Source organism: uncultured Thiothrix sp., from assembly GCF_937873765.1.
Lineage (GTDB): Bacteria > Pseudomonadota > Gammaproteobacteria > Thiotrichales > Thiotrichaceae > Thiolinea.
The window spans coordinates 165,410-183,168 of the sequence record NZ_CALMZC010000014.1 but is presented as its reverse complement, the minus strand read 5'-3'; the positions used below and the strand labels follow the sequence as shown (position 1 = coordinate 183,168).

Here is a 17,759-nt window from a genome sequence, read left to right as displayed (position 1 = left end):
CCAAACGCCTCATTTAATCGGTCTGAGCACTCCAAACTCAAGAGTGCTTAGACAATATCCCTACAAAACACCAACCTTAAACCAACCTTGTGCTTTAATCATGGATAGCAGCCAATAAGCTATTTTAAAAAATGCTGTCTTGTTACGGTTAACGGAGGATGATCGATGCAAAAATCATTACATATCGACCCGGAGAAATGTACCGGTTGTCTACAATGTGAAATGGCCTGCTCTTATGAGAATGAAGGTGTTTTCAACCCCTCTAAATCCCGCATTAAAGTTTTTACTTTCCACGATGAAGGCCGCTTTGTGCCTTATACCTGCACACAATGCGATGAAGCTTGGTGTATGCAAGCCTGCCCCGTCGATGCCATTGTGCTTAACTTTGTTACTGGTGCTAAATATATCCTGAATGACCGTTGTGTCGGTTGTAAGGTTTGTACGATTGCCTGTCCTTTTGGTACGGTCAACTACAATACTTCTACCGGTAAAGTCATTAAATGTGATCTCTGTGGTGGTGATCCTAAATGCGCTGAAGCTTGCCCAACGGGTGCGATCACCTACATTGATGCGAATGCAACGGGTTTAGAGCGCATGCGCATGTGGGCTGCAAAAACTGATACTCAAGCTTCAACACACGCCTAAAGAGGATTAGAAGATGGCATGGACTAAAAAAATTCTACGCGTCAATCTAACGGATGGCGTAATCAGTGCTGAACCCCTGAATATGGAATGGGCGCAGCAATATCTGGGTCAACGTGGCTTAGCCACCCGCTATTTTGTGGAAGAAGTGGATGCACAGGTCGGTGCTTTAAGCCCTGATAATAAATTTATTATGGCGACCGGCCCATTGACTGGCACGATGGCTTCTACGGGTGGACGCTATTCTTGTATCACCAAAAGCCCCTTAACAGGCACGATTGCTTGCTCTAACTCGGGTGGCTTCTTTGGTGCTGAAATGAAAAATGCTGGCTGGGATATGATTATACTCGAAGGCAAATCCCCTACTCCTGTGTACTTATATGTAGAAAACGACCAAGCACGGCTCATTCCTGCTGAGGATCTTTGGGGGAAATCAGTCTGGGCAACCGACGAAGAAATTCATAAAAAGCATCAAGACCCACAGATTCGGATTGCTTGTGTTGGGCGTGCGGCTGAAAGCGGCAACTTATTCGCTGCTGTGGTAAATGATTTGCACCGTGCAGCAGGACGCTCTGGTGTTGGTACGGTGCTAGCCTCCAAAAATGTGAAAGCGGTTGCTTTACGCGGTACACGTGGTGTGGGAAATATCAAAGACATGAAACGCTTCATGGATGCGACTTTCGAGCATAAGAAAGTACTAGCCGCGAATGCAGTCACGGGGGCTGGCTTACCTACTTATGGCACGCAAGTGCTGATGAATGTTATTAATGAATTAGGTGCTTTACCAACCCGTAATATGCGTGAAGTACGCTTTGAAGGCGCACATAGTGTCTCGGGTGAAGCCATGCATGAGCCACGTGCTTCCGATGGTAAGAAAAACCTCACGCGCAATGGTGGTTGCTTTGGCTGCACAATTGCATGTGGGCGGATTTCGAGTGTTGACCGCACTCACTTCAGCGTCAAAGATAAACCACAATATTGGGGCAATTCTGGCGGCTTAGAATATGAAGCCGCATGGGCACTAGGGCCAGATACCGGTGTCGACGATCTGGATGCACTGACGTATGTAAATTTCCTATGCAATGAAGATGGCATTGACCCGATTTCCTTTGGTGCTACCGTAGCCGCTGCTATGGAGTTATTTGAAGATGGCGTCATTACCACTGAACAAACAGGTGGGATTGAACTGAAATTTGGCTCTGCAGAAGCTCTAGTAAAAATCGCCGAATTAACTGCACGGGGGGAAGGTTTTGGTAAAGAAATCGGTTTAGGTTCTAAGCGGCTGTGCGAAAAGTATGGTCGCCCAGAATTGTCGATGACCGTCAAAGGCCAAGAGTTCCCAGCGTATGACCCACGTGGTATCCAAGGCATGGGCTTAACTTATGCCACCTCAAATCGGGGAGCTTGCCATTTACGTAGCTATACGGTGTCCTCTGAGGTACTAGGGATTCCAGTCAAAACTGATCCTTTAGCGACTGATGGCAAGCCAGAGTTGGTTATTGCTTTCCAAGATGCGACTGCAGCCGTCGACTCCTCTGGCCTATGCATCTTCTCTACTTTCGCTTGGTCACTGGACAATATCGCTCCTCAGATCGATGCTGCTTGTGAAGGGGATTGGTCAGTTGAGAAATGTGCTGAAGTCGGTGCGCGAATTTGGCAACTCGAGCGTGATTTCAATATGCGGGCAGGCTTAACTGCGGCTGATGACACCTTACCTAAGCGTTTATTGAAGGACGCCGCGAATGTTGGCCCCGCTGAAGGCAAGGTTTGTGATCTAGGAGCGATGCTACCGAAATACTATGAACTGCGTGGTTGGACAACAGAAGGCCAGCTCACCCCAGAAACTCGGCAGCGCTATGGCTTACCTAGCTAAGGATTGCCTATGAATTATGTGATCATTGGCACCGGCCCTGCCGGTGTCGTGGCCGCTGAAACCTTACGGCAACGTGAATCTACAGCAGCCATTACCTTAATTGGTGACGAGCCAGAGCCGCCCTATTCACGCATGGCTATCCCTTATCATTTGATCGGAGATATTGCAGAAGAAGGTACGCATCTACGCAAAGCACCTGCTCATTTTGAACGCGAGCGAATTCAATGCATTCAACAACATGTCAGCAATATTCAAGTGGATAATCATCAACTAACTTTGGCAGATGGTTCCCAACTTGGCTTTGACAAATTGCTGCTTGCTACGGGTTCACGAGCAGTGCGTCCACCGATTCCGGGCATGGATTTACCGGGGGTAACCAATTGCTGGACGCTGGCGGATGCGCGCCGAATTATTGCTAAAGCGAATGCAGGTGATGATGTCATTCTCATGGGGGCGGGCTTTATCGGCTGTATCATTCTGGAAGCTCTAGCTAAGCGTGGCGTGAATCTCACTGTGGTGGAAATGGAAAATCGCATGGTTCCACGCATGATGGATGAACAATCCGGTGGCTTATTAAAACGCTGGTGTGAGCAGCAAGGTGTGCGCGTGCTCACCTCCACTAAAGTGAAAGCAGTCAGTGTAGCAGGCGAAAAGCTCTATGTTGAACTGGAGACTCAGCCCGCTATGCAAGTGGATTTACTGATTTGCGCAACAGGGGTAAAGCCGAATATAGAATTGGCTAAAGGCTGGCTCCAAACGAGGCACGGGATTTTAGTCAATCGACGTTTGCAAACCAACCATCCTGACATCTTTGCAGCCGGCGATGTAGCAGAAGGTAGGGACTTTTCTACCGGCGATTATAGTGTACAAGCGATTCAGCCGACTGCAGTGGAGCATGGTTTTATTGCTGCGACGAATATGTCCGGTGGCCATTACCTGCACCAAGGCAGCGTCAATATGAATGTACTAGACACCATGGGACTGATTTCAGCCTCTTTTGGCTTGTGGCAAGGTGTCGAAAATGGCGAGTCAGCGACTTTGAATGACCCTGAGCACTATCGCTACATCAACCTGCAATTCAAAGGTGAGCGTCTGGTCGGCGCGAATACTTTAGGTATGACACAGCATATTGGGGCTTTGCGGGGTTTAATTCAAAATCGCACTCGCTTAGGGAAGTGGAAAGACTATTTGATGGATAACCCAAGCCGCTTTATGGAGGCTTATTTACAGCAGCGCGTTGCTTAATCATGCAGATTACCTTAAAACTTTACGCCCACCTTGGCGATTTGCTACCCGCAGGTGCTAAGCACAATAAAGCTGAGATCGAAGTCCTAGAATCGATTAGCTTAAATGAGTTAATCGACCGCTTTCAAATACCCCGGCCAATGGCACATTTGGTGTTAGTGAATGGGGTGTTTGTTTGTGATAGGGATCGTGATCAAGCCTTTGCGCTAAAACCTAATGATGCTGTCGCTATTTGGCCACCCGTTGCAGGAGGTTAGGCTGCAAGCTTTATATCGAGAAATGGGTTTTACACGGGCAGAATTCATGCAAATTCTGCCCTCTGCGTTGCGCAATTATAGTTATCAAACGAGTGACGAGTTCATCACTGTTGCTGTTGCGAATGGCTCAGTGACTATTCAACTGCAAGCTGAGCAAGTACGCAGAATTGCTTTACTCGCGCTTCCCTACCTACCGATGCACATCCAGTTCATTGACCTAAGTGATACTGAAATCAAGCAGTTTTTGACGCAGTTTGACCTTTACTATCGTCGCGGTGGCGGTTAGCTTAAAAAAAGCCCGTTTAGGCACACACTGGACAATCAACTCGCTTAGGTACACGAATCGCTGTCCACTCCATATTGAGCGCATCAAATAACAGCATACGTCCTACCAAAGGTTCGCCGATCTGTGTAAGCAGTTTAATCGCCTCAATCGCTTGCATACTCCCAAGCACACCCAGCACTGGTCCTAACACACCATTAGTCGTGCAGGTTTGTGGCAAGTCTACAACCTTGCCATAGAAACACTGATAACAAGGTGAAGTTTCAGTAGCCTGAAATACACCAATCTGCCCTTCAAAGCGAATTGCTGCAGCCGACACCAAGGGCTTTTTAGCCTGCACACAAGCAGCATTAATCGCTAAGCGAGTGGCTAAATTATCGGTGCAGTCGAGAACTAAATCAGCTTGCTGAATTAGAGCAACGAGTGCTTCTCCAGTAAAAGCTTGCTGATGAGTTTTAATTTCAATACTGGCATTAATGGCTTGTAAACGCTGTTGAGCCGAATTGACTTTTGGCAGATCGACTGTTGCTTCACTATGCACAATTTGCCGCTGCAGATTACTTAAATCGACATGATCGGGATCAACTAGGATAAGTTTACCAATGCCACTGGCAGCTAAATATAAAGAAACTGGAGAACCTAACCCTCCTAAGCCAAAGATAAGTACAGTAGCTTGCAGTAAGCGCTCTTGGCCTTGAACATCAAATTGTGGAAGGAGGATTTGGCGGCTATAGCGCAAGAGTTGCTCGTCGCTTAAATCCATGTTGGCTTCCTAATCTGGCTTCTCAAGCTGTACCCACTGATTATTAACAAAGCCCTCTATAGGCTGGAAGCGTACTTTGTAATTCATCTTCTGCGATTCTTTAATCCAATAGCCTGGGTAAACATAAGGCAATTTTAATTCAGTTGCCCAATGAATTTGCCAAAGTAAAGCAAAAGTGCCTAAACCTCGCTCACTTCCCTCCTTTGGATCAAAGAAGGTATAAACCGAAGATAGACCTTGCTTCAGCCAATCCGTCGCTGCTACCGCCAATAAAGTCTCATTTTTCCAAAACTCAATCAGTACGGTTTGGCACCAAGGCGTTAGGATAAAGCTTGCAAAGGTGCTGGGTGTATCATCGTCCATCCCACCGCCAGTATGCCGCGAGCGCACATAGCTTAAATATAGCTCAGTATATGCATCCTTGTAGCCGTCTTGATTGATGCGCACTATCAAATCTTGATTCAGTTTCCAAGTGCGCTTTTGACTGCGGGAAGGTTGGAAGCGCTCGACCGGAATGCGAGTGGAAATACACGCTTGGCAACGGTAGCAGCAAGGGCGATAGACATCGCTTCCACTGCGACGGAAACCTTTATTTAGCAAATGGCTATAGGTGCGATTATCCATAGCATAAGCCGGATCGACAAGCAGATTAGTTGCCTTACGCTCTGCGAGGTAAGGGCATTCATGGGCTGCCGTGATATAAAGCTCCAAGGCATTGGATAACATGCTTTTCAAACCTAAACTGCCTATTCTTTGGGGTTAAGGTAAATTTTTTACCACTGCAAATGCCCCGCGTAAATCACCTTCCTTAAAACCAGTCGCTTTATCTTGCGGATACAGTTCTTTTAGGCGAGTCATGACTGCTGGGCTAATTTCGCTACCGTGGCAAGTTAGGCACATCGCTTCTGTCGGAATAGCTTTCATAAAACGAAACTCCTGCTTCCCACCGTTTTCTACCAATTCAGAATATACCAAGGATTCAAGCGCTTCACCTTTTACTTTTCGGGCTTCAAAATCATTCAGGACTTGAGTTTGCCATTCATTCGGTACACCCATCACTGGATTACGATTACGCAGGCTAACCCGCGAAATTTGCAACTGCTCAGCTTCAGAGACCGTTTTAGCGATTTCAGGAGCTTTTAGTTGGCAAGCGCTAATGGCATTGACAGGTCCACCCGCTTGCATCGCCGTTTGCAACTCTGCTTTTAAACTACCACCATACGTTTTGATTGCATTTTTAGCTTGCTCGCTTAAAGCAGCTTTATCAAGCGGTGTAGAGGCTGTTGGCGGTGTTGTAGTGGTGTTAGATACCTTGGGTTCTTCTTTACCACCGCAAGCGACTAATAAACTTGCCAATCCTAATAATAACAACTGTTTCATAGCATGCCCTTTTTGAAAAAATTTTGGTCTATATATCATTGCTGGCTTGTGGGGGCAAAATAATCCATCTAAATGGATAGTTTACCAAAAAAGACTAGACTCATTTTAGAGAAGATGCGAGATTCAAAAGCGAAGCTAAGTGCTTCTTTCATCATAAAATCTAGTCTCCCTTCAACATCACAGTGCTAGGAGGCGCTTATGCCATATAGATCTTTAAACTGGTTACTCATCTGCTGTTTGAGCGCTTTACCAGAGCTTGCTTGGGCAGTCACAACTACCACCGAAACACGTCTTGATTTAACCAATCACACCGCTGGTTATTTTGCTCTAATCGCTTTCCTCAGCGCTTATACCTTAGTAGTTTTAGAAGAATATACGCATTTACGTAAATCTAAACCGGTCATCTTAGCAGCAGGTTTAATCTGGGTCGCCATTGCGCTTGCCTATGGTGGACAGAGTGGTTTACCCGCTGAAGCAGCACGGCATAATTTATTAGAATACGCAGAGTTATTTTTATTCTTATTAGTCGCGATGACCTATGTCAATGCCTTGGAAGAGCGACGTATCTTCGATGCCTTGCGCTCTTGGTTACTACATAAAGGCTTTAATCTAAGACAAATTTTCTGGTTAACTGGGGTAATGGCCTTTTTTATCTCGCCCGTTGCCGACAATATGACCACGGCTTTATTGATGTGTGCCGTCATTCTCGCCGTGGGAAGGGATGATCACGCCTTTATTGCAGTGTCCTGTATCAATATCGTGATTGCGGCGAATGCCGGTGGCGCCTTCAGCCCTTTCGGCGACATCACCACTTTAATGGTTTGGCAAAAAGGTGTAGTAGAATTTTGGGAGTTCTTTGCACTGTTTATCCCGTCTGTCCTCAACTGGTTTATTCCGGCTTTAATCATGAGCTTTACCGTTTCCAAAAGCGCACCACAGACTCTTGATTCGCGCCCCGTTCCGGTCAAACGCGGGGCCTTTGCCATTTTAGCTCTATTTATTTTCACCATTGCGCTAGCCGTTACCTTCCATAACTCACTGCATTTACCACCGGTATTGGGAATGTTTACAGGTTTGGCTTTACTCCAACTTTATGGCTATTACTTAAAGAAAACCTATCATCGAGCGCGGATTCGCGGCTATTTTGACCCCTTTGAATCCAACATGGCGCATGTGCAACCCACAGCTAGACAGGGATTTGATATTTTCGACAAAATCGCCCGTTCTGAATGGGATACCTTGTTGTTCTTTTACGGAGTAGTTATGTGCGTAGGTGGTTTGGGCTTTATTGGCTACTTAGAAATGGCCTCACAACTACTCTACGGTCAGTTGGGCGCTACTTATGCCAATATCGCCATCGGCCTATTATCTTCAGTAGTAGATAATATTCCTGTCATGTTTGCGGTTTTAACGATGAATCCTGAGATGCCTGTTGGGCAATGGTTATTGGTAACTTTAACTGCAGGTGTTGGCGGTAGCTTATTATCCATCGGCTCTGCCGCTGGAGTAGCTCTTATGGGGCAAGCGCGTGGGCATTACACTTTTATGAGTCACCTGAGGTGGACACCTGTGATTGCACTCGGCTATTTCGGCAGTATTGCTGCTCACATGCTGCTTAATCGCAGTATGTTTTAATGGTTTGGCTCAAGTAGCCATTGACGACTGCTTGAGCCTGCCCAGCTTAATTCATTAAACGATATAAAGTCCCACAATAGGGGCAGCGATAGGTCTTATCAGGCGAAGTATCAATCGGTAAAAACACTTTAGGGTGAGCGCACCACAGAGCATTTTCATTGGTTGGGCAATGCAAAGGTAAATCCTGAGCATTAACTACGACTTCTCGCGTATCATTCAGGCTTTTATAGTCCTTTAACTCCGGTGTTTTCATGCAGCCACCGGTGTTAACCAAGCTAAATAAGCTGGATTGCGCCCATGCACAATATCAAAGAATAGCTGCTGCAATTTCGTTGTAATCGGGCCACGCACACCTTCTCCAATCGGGCGACGATCTAATTCACGAATCGGTGTTACCTCAGCAGCAGTACCTGTAAAGAAAGCTTCGTCCGCAATATAGACCTCATCACGAGTAATCCGCTTTTCACGTACTTCAATGCCTAAATCTTTCGCCATTGCTAATAAAGTACGACGTGTAATCCCATCTAAAGCAGCGGTTAAATCAGGCGTGTAGATCACGCCATCTTTAATCAAGAAAAAGTTTTCACCACTGCCTTCTGCGACAAAGCCTTCAACATCCAATAGTAAAGCCTCATCATAACCATCATCTAAGGCTTCACGTAACGCCAGCATCGAGTTAATGTAGTTGCCATTGGCTTTAGCCTTACACATCGCAATATTGACATGATGGCGCGTATAGGAAGAGGTTTTGATCCGAATGCCTTTCTCCATCGCCTCATTGCCCAAATACGCGCCCCAAGTCCAAGCAGCGACCATGACATGCGTTTTCAGATTATCCGCTCGTAAACCCATACCCTCAGAACCATAGAAGCACATAGGACGTAAATAAGCCGTTTCTAGCTTATTTTCACGCACGACCTGACGTTGTGCTTCATTGAGCTCTTCTTTGCTATAAGGAATGCTCATACGCATAATTTTCGCAGAATTAAATAAGCGATCGGTATGCTCTTTTAAACGGAAAATAGATGTACCCTGCTCAGCTTTATACGCACGTACCCCCTCAAAAACCCCCATACCATAATGCAACGTATGCGTCAGGACGTGGGTTTTAGCTTCACGCCACGGCACCATTTCACCGTCCAGCCAAATTACGCCATCACGATCTGCCATTGACATTGCAATCTACTCCCGTAGTGAATAATGAAATTAGCCGAAAAGGATAGCATGGCCTATGAAAAACACGCCAGACTTGTGTGAAAAAAGAGGCCTTACCTAGAAAAAGCAAGGCCAAGAGAAACAAGCAGGTGCTTAATACTGATCAGGATTGCGCCCAGTAAAGACGCTAAAGTCTTCACCTTGGCTACGAGAGAAACTCGTTAATTGATAACCACTACGTGAATAGCTATTGCGTGGACGTTGTTGTGTAGAGCTACGCCTAACTTGTTGTGGTTGTTCCATATAATAATTAGCCTGAACAAACTCATTTTGCTGTTGATGTTTTTCTAAGCGTTTGTATTCAGATAATACTTTCACCACATAATCGCGAGTTTCACGATAAGGTGGTACGCCGCCATGCTTTTCTACAGCACCGGGCCCGGCATTATAAGCAGCAAGTGCTAGTTGTTTATTGCCATTAAAGCGCTTCAGCATTTGTGCTAAATACTTAGCACCACCTTTAATATTTTGGCGCGGGTCATTGATATTCGCGACACCTAATAAGTCAGCAGTACCCGGCATGAGTTGCATTAAGCCAGTAGCACCAACTTGGGAACGTGCACCCTCATTAAAACAAGACTCTTGGCGCATCACGGCGCGAATTAAATTTTCCTCCACCCCGTAATATTCAGCATATTTACGAATAGTACTTATGTGAGGTGCTGTTCGCTGTTCAACTTGATTATGATTCAGCCGAGTACAACTACCTGCACGACCGCTCACACGCAGAGGTTCAATACTCTCTAAGGAATCATTAGAAGCGGCATATTTTTTAGATTTGGATTTAGGGGTGCGCGCAATAAGCTTGGCGTTTTTACCGGCAACAGAACCATTGGTTAACCAACGGGTACCATCTTTATCAGTATACATATAAATATCAGCAGATACGGTTTGGCTGAAGCCTGTGGCTAGCACCAGTGGAATAACGCACTTCCACACAATGTCACGCTTAAATTGGATTGCACTCATTTTATTATACTTCTGGTTGTCCAAACTTAGTTATTGTGATTGACAAGTAACAAGGGCGCAGGGGTTTGAGCCATTTAGTATTATTGTTTATGCTGGGTATTTTTATAAGTTTCTTTTATTTTGTCACTGTCTAACAGACAGATGGCAGACGAATTTTTAGTTGGTAACCGGTTTTCAACCGCCTATCTTGGTTTCAGCTGTAATGACCGACTGCAAACTTTTAAACTCCGTTGTGGATTGGGCAAGGTCGCCCCCTGTGTGTTAATGGAATAAGTTCGTGGTCTTCACAAGGAAAGTGAAACTACAACAGGAAAGCTCGTGTAAACACTTACACGAGCTTTTTTTATGTCTATGGGATTTAAGATAGAGATGGCTTAGTGGAGTAAACGGGGATTAGATAAGCTAAACGGTTTAATCGGCGCATCAAACTCATGACCGTCATCCGCCCGTAAATGGTAACTACCTTGCATAGAGCCAACCGGCGTATCCAATACAGCTCCACTGGTATAACGGAAACCTTCACCGGGGGATAAATAAGGTTGCTCCCCCACCACGCCATCCCCTTTCACTTCCTGAGTCATCGCATTTGAATCGGTAATAATCCAATGGCGGGTGAGTAAGCGTGCTGCTACGGTGCCTTGATTAACAATCGTGATGGTATAGGCAAACACATAGCGATCATGCTCAGGATCAGATTCCGCTTCTAGGTATTTAGCCTCTACCGAAACTTGAATATCGTAAGCCTCTTGAACGCTCATGCACTCTCACTACCGTATTAATTTAAAAGGGGATTGTCGCAAAGGAAGCCTATCACGAAATCATAATAAAACCAGATTATCCCGATGGATCAGCTCTGGCGCATCAATATACCCAAGGATACTTTCAATTTCACGTGAAGGTTTGCGTTTAATCAGCTCAGCCTCTTCACTGCTATAATTAACGAGACCTTTCGCCAACACCTTGCCTTCAGGGCTTAAGCAGCTGACGACTTCGCCTTGCTCAAACTCACCTTCCACTTTCACAACACCCACCGGCAACAAGCTACCACCAGTACTCTGAATAGCCCGTGCAGCCCCTGCATCTAGCCATAACTTGCCACATGACTGTAATTGGCTGGCAATCCATTGCTTACGAGCAGCGAGTGGCGCTTCATCCGGTAAAAGTAGCGAGCCTAGGTCTTCACCAGCATATAAACGCTCTAATATCTTAGGCTCACGACCTGAAGCAATAATCGTGGCACAACCTGACGTAGAGGCACGGCGCGCGGCTAATACTTTAGTACGCATACCCCCACTACCAATAATCGTTCCTGCTCCACCAGCATAGTCTAAAAAGCGCTCATCATTGGCGCGACCAGAACTAATGAGTTGGGCATCTGTGAACTTGCGTGGGTCTTTGTCATACAAGCCATTTTGATCGGTCAAAATGACCAACAACTCAGCTTCCACTAAATTAGCCACTAAAGCACCGAGCGTATCATTATCACCTAAGCGCAATTCTTCAGCAGCCACCGTATCATTCTCATTAATAACCGGAATGGTACCTAGCTCGACTAAGGTGCGTAGCGTATTACGTGCATTCAGATAACGGCGGCGATTCGCTAAATCATCGTGTGTCAATAACACTTGAGCTGCTAAATAACCTTGCTCTTGGAAAATGACCTCATACGCATGAATCAAGCTCATTTGCCCAATCGCAGCCGCCGCTTGCTTTTCAAATAAGGCTTTAGGCTTTTGTTTCCAGCCCATCCGACTCATTCCCTCAGCTACCGCTCCCGAAGAGACCAGTACGATCTCAACACCCTGCTTGCGTAGGCGTGCCATTTGCCCTGCCCAATCGGCCAAAGCCGCACGATCTAGGCCTTCGCCATCGCGAGTTAACAAAGCACTACCGATTTTGACAATCCAGCGGCGCGTCGTATGGATAAATTCAGCCCTATTCTGCATTTTCTTCTAAGTACTGCATAATTCGATAACATAAATCCTGCGTACCATTGGCGGTCGCCGCAGAAATAAAGAATACTTCACCTTGCCAGTCTAAAGCATCGACCATCGTTTGGCAGCGCTGTTGGCGCTCTTCTTCAGGCACTAGGTCAATCTTATTTAAGACCAACCAACGTGGACGATCAGCCAACTCATCACTGTATTTTTCTAGTTCGTGCTCAATCGTGTGCACCGATTCAACGGGATCAATAGAATCATCTAAAGGTGCAATATCCACCACATGCAGAAGTAAACTGGTACGCGATAAGTGCTTGAGGAACTGAATCCCTAAACCAGCGCCTTCCGACGCACCTTCAATCAAACCGGGAATATCTGCCATCACAAAGCTTTGCAAATCGCCTACCCGCACTACCCCCAAATTCGGGTATAAAGTAGTAAAGGGATAGTCCGCTACTTTCGGGCGCGCAGAGGATACCGCACTGATCAAGGTTGATTTACCTGCATTCGGTAAGCCTAATAAGCCCACATCCGCTAATAATTTCAATTCAAGGCGCAAGGTACGAAACTCGCCTTCAGTACCCGGTTTGCATTGGCGTGGCGCACGATTCACTGAACTTTTATAGCGTAAATTGCCTAGACCGTGAAAGCCACCTTTAGCCACCATTAAGCGTTGCTCTGGTTCGGTCAAATCACCGATCAACTCACCCGTCTCTTCATCGAAGGCCATTGTACCTACCGGTACGGGTACGAGTTTGTCCTCACCACGGTTGCCCGTCATATTGCGTGCAGCACCATTCTTACCGCGCTCAGCTTCATAGTGGCGTAAATGTCGGAAATCAATCAGAGTATTGAGATTACGATCCGCCACTAAGTAAACATCACCGCCATCACCGCCATCACCGCCATCGGGGCCACCAAATTCAATATTTTTTTCCCGGCGAAAACTAACTACGCCATTCCCGCCATCACCCGCTTTCACTTGAATGACGACTTCATCAACAAACTGCATAACCTTGCCTCGACTTGCGTCTGTGAAGCATACACGAAAAAGCCCCGACAGGCGGGGCTTCTAGGATTCGTGTCCGAAACTTGCCTTAGGCGTTTTCAGCAGATAAGGGCTGAATACTGACAAACTTGCGGCCTTTCTCACCTTTGACTTGGAAAGTAACCACGCCATCTGCTTTCGCAAATAAAGTATGATCTTTACCGCAGCCAACATTGTCGCCGGGGTGGAAGTGAGTCCCGCGCTGACGCACGAGAATATTGCCAGCCAATACAAATTGACCGCCAAAACGCTTCACACCCAAACGTTTGGATTCTGAATCGCGTCCGTTGCGGGTACTACCGCCTGCTTTTTTATGTGCCATTGATAATTACCCCTTACGCTGAAATACCAGTGATTTCGATTTCTGTCAGATACTGGCGGTGACCAGTACATTTCTGATGGTGCTTACGGCGGCGGAACTTCATAATCCGCACTTTCTCGCCGCGAGTCTGGGCCTTTACCGTTGCAGTCACCTTACTTCCTGCAAGGTAAGGTGTACCAATTTGCACTGATTCACCTTCCCCGACCATCAGGACATTCTCAAAATCAATGCTTGCGCCTTCTTCCACTTCTAGCTTTTCAACTAGCAGTGTGTCGCCTTGAGCGACGCGGTATTGTTTACCGCCGGTTACGATGATCGCGTACATGATTAAGATTCTCCAGAAAAATGTCCTGTTAAAGAGCCGCGAAATTCTACTGTTTTAAGCGGTCTAGGTCAAACGAATTCAACTTCATCTAGGTAAAGCAAGATAGATAGCGACTATTGCTTGACACAATCCTTAGCTGTTTCTAGCATGCAGTGCTTTCAGCTAGCTGCTCGATAATGGACTTTACCACAATACTCCAACTGACCGCAGACGATATGCGTGCCGTCAACACGCTCATCCAACAGCGTTTACACTCTGACGTCGCTTTGGTCAACCAACTCAGCCACTATATTATTAATAGTGGTGGTAAACGTCTGCGTCCCTTATTAGCGCTTATCTGTGCACGCGCCTGTGGCTATCAAGGTGATCGACATATTGATGTGGCTGCCATTATTGAGTTTATCCATACCGCAACTTTACTGCATGATGACGTGGTGGATGAATCCGATTTACGGCGGGGAAAAGAAACTGCCAACAATGTTTGGGGAAATCAAGCTGCGGTCTTAGTGGGTGATTTTCTCTATTCACGCTCTTTCGAGATGATGGTCGATGTTGGCAGTATGCGCGTGATGGAAATTCTTGCCAGCACGACGAATGTGATTGCTGAAGGTGAAGTGCTTCAGCTCCTTAATTGTCACGACCCCGATACGACTGAAGAGCGTTATATGGAAGTCATTCACTCTAAAACGGCGCGTCTTTTTGAAGCGGCTTGTCAATTAGGAGCGGTTTTAGCAGGCAAATCCCCTGAAGAAGAACAAGCCATGGCGCGCTATGGTATGCATTTAGGCACTGCCTTTCAGCTCGTTGATGACATGCTTGACTACACCGCTAGCAGCGAAGCCATGGGTAAAAATGTTGGTGATGATCTAGCTGAGGGTAAACCTACCCTACCCCTAATTGTAGCTTTGCGCCAAAGTAATGGTACTACCGCTCAAATGTTGCGTGACTCAATTGAGCATGGTGGACTAGAGAACTTAGCACAAATCATTCAAGCTATCCGTGACACAAACGCTTTAAACTACACTGCCGAACTAGCCAAGCGCGAAGCACAACTGGCGATTGAGCATTTAAAGTATCTTCCTGCTAGCCCACATCGTCAAGCTTTAGAAGCTCTAGCTTGGTTTTCGACGAATCGTAGTCACTAGTAGTTTAAGCTTTAAGCGCCACTAACACGCCATCCCAAAACTGCAGGCGAGCTTGCACCGCTTGCTGAGCGGTCTGTAAAGCCTGATCGGTTTTTACTGGATCATCTGCACACAAACTATTCAGCAGACGTAGAGATAAAGGCGCATGGAAATCCTCATCTAAGTGCACATGCCGATTTAAATAGAAATGAAAGATCGGAGCATCACTTGTAGTGATTTGCATGCGATTAAGCAAGGAGCGAAACATGAGAGGAATAATATGCTCGCGCCCTAAAGCTAAAGCCGCTGCCACTTGATGTGCCTGCTGACTGGCTAGAAAGGCAAATGTTTGTTGGGTAAAAATACGGGATGCTTCTGGAACACTAGGCAAATCTAGAGCAGTACCGACGCCTTTAGCATCCACTGTACTTAAAAACTCAAGAAACGGCTCTGTATTTGCTCCAACCTCATGCATCGCCCGTAAATACAACTCAACATGACTAGAATAATTACCATCTTCAAGCTGATCACTTTCCTCTTCGAGCACTAATTCGTTGATAAAGCGGCGAATGGAACTATCGCCTTTTGGTAGCCAAGGTACTACAGTGGGCGCCACGGCCGCTTGCAAATATTTAATCAAAGACATGAAGTCCCATACTGAATAAATATGATGCTCCATAAAGCGCTGCAAATCTTTTAGGGTCTGCAGTGCTGAATAGATTGGATGATTTGCAAGCTGGCCAGCGAACTGATTGACGCTAGCTTGAGTAATGAGTGTTGTCATCGTTTAATTTAAGTCAGCTGCCAAGGATAGTTGTGAAGCCTGCTTGATTTCGATGCTATGTGTGTAATTAACATGATTAATTCCCATCAATACCCCCGCACCTGCTTTGACTGCAGCGCTCATTCCAGCACTTAATTCAAAACGCAAAAAATGTACAGCAGCGGTTTTTTCTTCTGTTTCGCGGCTTAAATCTTCATTCGCAATCGCAAACACGGCTTCAAAACCCACTACTTGTACCCAAGTTTGGCGCTCAATTCCCAGTAATTTAGCCAACCACAACTTACGCTCTTCAGGGTTAGGAAATTCCAACATGAAGGTGGCTTTCCAATTAGAGCCATCTGGAATCAAGGGATTGTAAGCTTCCAGTTCCTCCTCAATACCGGCTGCTTCAAAGATCCGCTCAACTCTTAGCATCTCTTGAATTTGATATTGAATCGTTAGACGATCTTCAAAATATAAGGTCGCATTGGGGCCAAGCGCAATTTTGCGAGCGGCTTTATGTGCAATCACTTTTTCTCGAAATGCGGGGCGCTGCTCCGCATACTGTTCCAGACTCATTAAATCTGCACGCGTGAGTTTAGTCATCCTGTCCTCCTGTGAATTAGAGTCCGTAAGCGATCCTTAGCATCGTTAGCGGATGGGTTGGCGCATCAGCACCTTCGTCTAAACCATTTTCGATCTGATCACCCGCCATCGGGCAGTCGCTGCCATAATAATCTGGTTTTACTTGTTTAAGCTTACTCACAACCGGTCGACAAATTTTCATGGAAATTTCATGGAATTCGGTCTTCACTGCATAAGTACCGTCATGCCCAGAACAACGCTCTAACAGCTCAACTTTAGTCTCAGGCACCAGCTCCAACACTTCACGAGTTTTATAGCCAATATTTTGTACCCGCAAATGGCAAGCGGTGTGATAAGCCACTTTACCTAAAGACTGCTTAAAATCAGTTTTGAGCTTACCCTCACGATGCCGCAGGATTAGATATTCAAATGGATCAAAGATGCGCTGTTTGACTACTTTCACATCTTCATCATTGGGGAACATTAAAGGCAGCTCTTGTTTAAACATCAATACACATGAAGGTATAGGGGCAACAATATCCCAATCGTCCTTCAGCAGCACGAGCATTTGTGGAATATTAGCCTCTTTAGCCGCAGCCACTGCATCCAAATCACCTAATTCTAATTTAGGCATACCACAGCACTGTTCCTTAGCCAGCAAGGTAACTGGAATCCCATTATGCTCAAACACTTTCATTAAATCTTCGACAATATTTGGCGCATTACGATTGCCATAGCAAGTTGTGAAGATGGCTACCTTACCGGTGGTGCGTGCCGTTGGCTTAGCAACACTAGGTTCTAGAGTTTTCTCTGCATTAATTAATTTACGCGCTGTTTTACTATGATAAGCAGGCACAATGGCATCTGGGTGAATCCCTAATTTGGCTAAACCTTTGCGGAAAGTCTTATTCTGATTAAAACTATTCACTACCTGAGATACGACTGGGATCCCTGCAAGACTCCCCACCAAGTCAGTCGAGGTCAGCAGCTTATCGCGAACACTCGCTCCATGCTGTTTAAAACGTACTGCTTTAGCACGCAGCATCAGATGTGGAAAATCGATATTCCATTCATGTGGAGGGGTATACGGACATTTAGTCATATAACAGAGATCACATAAATAGCAGTGATCAACCACCTGCCAATAATCCTCTTGCTTAACACCATCCACTTCCATCGAGGCTGAATTATCGACTAGATCAAATAGAGTAGGGAATGAATTGCATAAGCTTACACATCGCCGACAGCCATGGCACAAGTCGAAGACACGCTCCATTTCCTTGAGTACTGAAGCTTCATTATAGAAGTCGGGATTTTTCCAATCGAGTGGGTGGCGAGTGGCAGCTTCAAGGCTGCCTTCACGTTTAGGAGTTGCCATCGCTGTTGCTCC

21 protein-coding genes are annotated in these 17,759 nt (G+C 46.0%); 7 read left to right on the top strand and 14 right to left on the bottom strand.

Going from position 1 to position 17,759, the window contains the following annotated elements; all coding sequences use genetic code 11:
- Positions 1 to 165 precede the first annotated feature (165 nt).
- From Q0307_RS04125 to Q0307_RS04105, 5 genes are read left to right on the top strand one after another with little or no spacing between them, the layout of a single operon-like run.
- Entirely contained in the window at positions 166 to 645 is a 480-nt protein-coding gene (locus tag Q0307_RS04125) for a 4Fe-4S dicluster domain-containing protein (RefSeq protein ID WP_298656969.1), read from the top strand.
- A 13-nt stretch (positions 646 to 658) separates the two neighbouring features.
- Positions 659 to 2,515, top strand: a complete 1,857-nt coding sequence (locus Q0307_RS04120; RefSeq protein WP_298656967.1) for an aldehyde ferredoxin oxidoreductase family protein — start codon at positions 659 to 661, stop codon at positions 2,513 to 2,515.
- 9 nt (positions 2,516 to 2,524) lie between these two features.
- The gene (locus Q0307_RS04115; RefSeq protein WP_298656964.1) at positions 2,525 to 3,760 is read left to right on the top strand and encodes an FAD/NAD(P)-binding oxidoreductase; all 1,236 of its coding nucleotides are present in this window, start codon (positions 2,525 to 2,527) and stop codon (positions 3,758 to 3,760) included.
- Positions 3,761 to 3,762: 2 nt separating this feature from the next.
- Positions 3,763 to 4,017 carry a MoaD/ThiS family protein gene (locus Q0307_RS04110; protein WP_298656960.1) on the top strand — a complete coding sequence of 85 codons (255 nt, stop codon included), beginning with the start codon at positions 3,763 to 3,765 and terminating at the stop codon, positions 4,015 to 4,017.
- Positions 4,018 to 4,063: 46 nt separating this feature from the next.
- Positions 4,064 to 4,303, top strand: a complete 240-nt coding sequence (locus tag Q0307_RS04105; RefSeq protein ID WP_298656957.1) for a hypothetical protein — start codon at positions 4,064 to 4,066, stop codon at positions 4,301 to 4,303.
- Between the two features lie 16 nt (positions 4,304 to 4,319).
- Here Q0307_RS04105 and moeB read toward each other — a convergent pair whose 3' ends face one another.
- The 3 genes from moeB to Q0307_RS04090 are packed head-to-tail and all read right to left on the bottom strand — an operon-like array spanning position 4,320 to position 6,443.
- Positions 4,320 to 5,063: a molybdopterin-synthase adenylyltransferase MoeB gene (gene moeB / locus Q0307_RS04100; protein ID WP_298656954.1), complete on the bottom strand. Its 744-nt coding sequence runs from the start codon at positions 5,061 to 5,063 to the stop codon at positions 4,320 to 4,322.
- A 9-nt stretch (positions 5,064 to 5,072) separates the two neighbouring features.
- Positions 5,073 to 5,789: an arginyltransferase gene (locus Q0307_RS04095; RefSeq protein ID WP_298656951.1), complete on the bottom strand. Its 717-nt coding sequence runs from the start codon at positions 5,787 to 5,789 to the stop codon at positions 5,073 to 5,075.
- Positions 5,790 to 5,822: 33 nt separating this feature from the next.
- A complete protein-coding gene (locus Q0307_RS04090; RefSeq protein WP_298656948.1) occupies positions 5,823 to 6,443 on the bottom strand; it encodes a DUF3365 domain-containing protein in 621 nt (206 codons plus the stop codon).
- Positions 6,444 to 6,641: 198 nt separating this feature from the next.
- Here Q0307_RS04090 and nhaD point away from each other — a divergent pair, with 198 nt between their 5' ends.
- The gene (gene nhaD / locus Q0307_RS04085; RefSeq protein WP_298656945.1) at positions 6,642 to 8,078 is read left to right on the top strand and encodes a sodium:proton antiporter NhaD; all 1,437 of its coding nucleotides are present in this window, start codon (positions 6,642 to 6,644) and stop codon (positions 8,076 to 8,078) included.
- Between the two features lie 46 nt (positions 8,079 to 8,124).
- Here the strand turns inward: nhaD and Q0307_RS04080 are convergent, their stop codons facing one another.
- The 8 genes from Q0307_RS04080 to rplU form a co-directional block, all read right to left on the bottom strand.
- Positions 8,125 to 8,331 carry a zinc-finger domain-containing protein gene (locus Q0307_RS04080; RefSeq protein WP_298656942.1) on the bottom strand — a complete coding sequence of 69 codons (207 nt, stop codon included), beginning with the start codon at positions 8,329 to 8,331 and terminating at the stop codon, positions 8,125 to 8,127.
- Entirely contained in the window at positions 8,328 to 9,254 is a 927-nt protein-coding gene (locus tag Q0307_RS04075; RefSeq protein ID WP_298656939.1) for a branched-chain amino acid transaminase, read from the bottom strand. The genes Q0307_RS04080 and Q0307_RS04075 overlap by 4 nt, the downstream gene beginning before the upstream one ends.
- Before the next feature lie 132 nt (positions 9,255 to 9,386).
- Positions 9,387 to 10,262 (bottom strand): lytic transglycosylase domain-containing protein, encoded by an 876-nt coding sequence (locus tag Q0307_RS04070; protein ID WP_298656935.1) that lies wholly within the window; start codon positions 10,260 to 10,262, stop codon positions 9,387 to 9,389.
- Positions 10,263 to 10,636: 374 nt separating this feature from the next.
- Positions 10,637 to 11,020, bottom strand: a complete 384-nt coding sequence (apaG, locus tag Q0307_RS04065; RefSeq protein ID WP_298656932.1) for a Co2+/Mg2+ efflux protein ApaG — start codon at positions 11,018 to 11,020, stop codon at positions 10,637 to 10,639.
- A 60-nt stretch (positions 11,021 to 11,080) separates the two neighbouring features.
- Positions 11,081 to 12,208, bottom strand: a complete 1,128-nt coding sequence (gene proB / locus Q0307_RS04060; protein WP_298656929.1) for a glutamate 5-kinase — start codon at positions 12,206 to 12,208, stop codon at positions 11,081 to 11,083.
- Positions 12,198 to 13,214, bottom strand: coding sequence for an Obg family GTPase CgtA (gene cgtA / locus Q0307_RS04055; protein WP_298656926.1), 1,017 nt, complete (start codon positions 13,212 to 13,214; stop codon positions 12,198 to 12,200). Before cgtA ends, proB begins: the two co-directional genes overlap by 11 nt.
- 85 nt (positions 13,215 to 13,299) lie before the next feature.
- The gene (rpmA, locus tag Q0307_RS04050; RefSeq protein ID WP_298611714.1) at positions 13,300 to 13,572 is read right to left on the bottom strand and encodes a 50S ribosomal protein L27; all 273 of its coding nucleotides are present in this window, start codon (positions 13,570 to 13,572) and stop codon (positions 13,300 to 13,302) included.
- A gap of 13 nt (positions 13,573 to 13,585) precedes the next feature.
- On the bottom strand, positions 13,586 to 13,897 hold the full coding sequence (gene rplU / locus Q0307_RS04045) for a 50S ribosomal protein L21 (protein ID WP_298611711.1): 312 nt from the start codon (positions 13,895 to 13,897) through the stop codon (positions 13,586 to 13,588).
- A gap of 176 nt (positions 13,898 to 14,073) precedes the next feature.
- Here rplU and ispB point away from each other — a divergent pair, with 176 nt between their 5' ends.
- Positions 14,074 to 15,042 (top strand): octaprenyl diphosphate synthase, encoded by a 969-nt coding sequence (ispB, locus tag Q0307_RS04040; RefSeq protein WP_298656923.1) that lies wholly within the window; start codon positions 14,074 to 14,076, stop codon positions 15,040 to 15,042.
- Between the two features lie 4 nt (positions 15,043 to 15,046).
- On the opposite strand, the gene Q0307_RS04035 is transcribed toward ispB, so the two are convergent.
- From Q0307_RS04035 to Q0307_RS04025, 3 genes are read right to left on the bottom strand one after another with little or no spacing between them, the layout of a single operon-like run.
- Positions 15,047 to 15,805: a DUF3050 domain-containing protein gene (locus Q0307_RS04035; RefSeq protein ID WP_298656920.1), complete on the bottom strand. Its 759-nt coding sequence runs from the start codon at positions 15,803 to 15,805 to the stop codon at positions 15,047 to 15,049.
- Positions 15,806 to 15,808: 3 nt separating this feature from the next.
- A complete protein-coding gene (locus Q0307_RS04030) occupies positions 15,809 to 16,390 on the bottom strand; it encodes a DUF3501 family protein (RefSeq protein ID WP_298656917.1) in 582 nt (193 codons plus the stop codon).
- A 16-nt stretch (positions 16,391 to 16,406) separates the two neighbouring features.
- Positions 16,407 to 17,747 (bottom strand): heterodisulfide reductase-related iron-sulfur binding cluster, encoded by a 1,341-nt coding sequence (locus Q0307_RS04025; protein WP_298656914.1) that lies wholly within the window; start codon positions 17,745 to 17,747, stop codon positions 16,407 to 16,409.
- Positions 17,748 to 17,759: the final 12 nt, after the last annotated feature.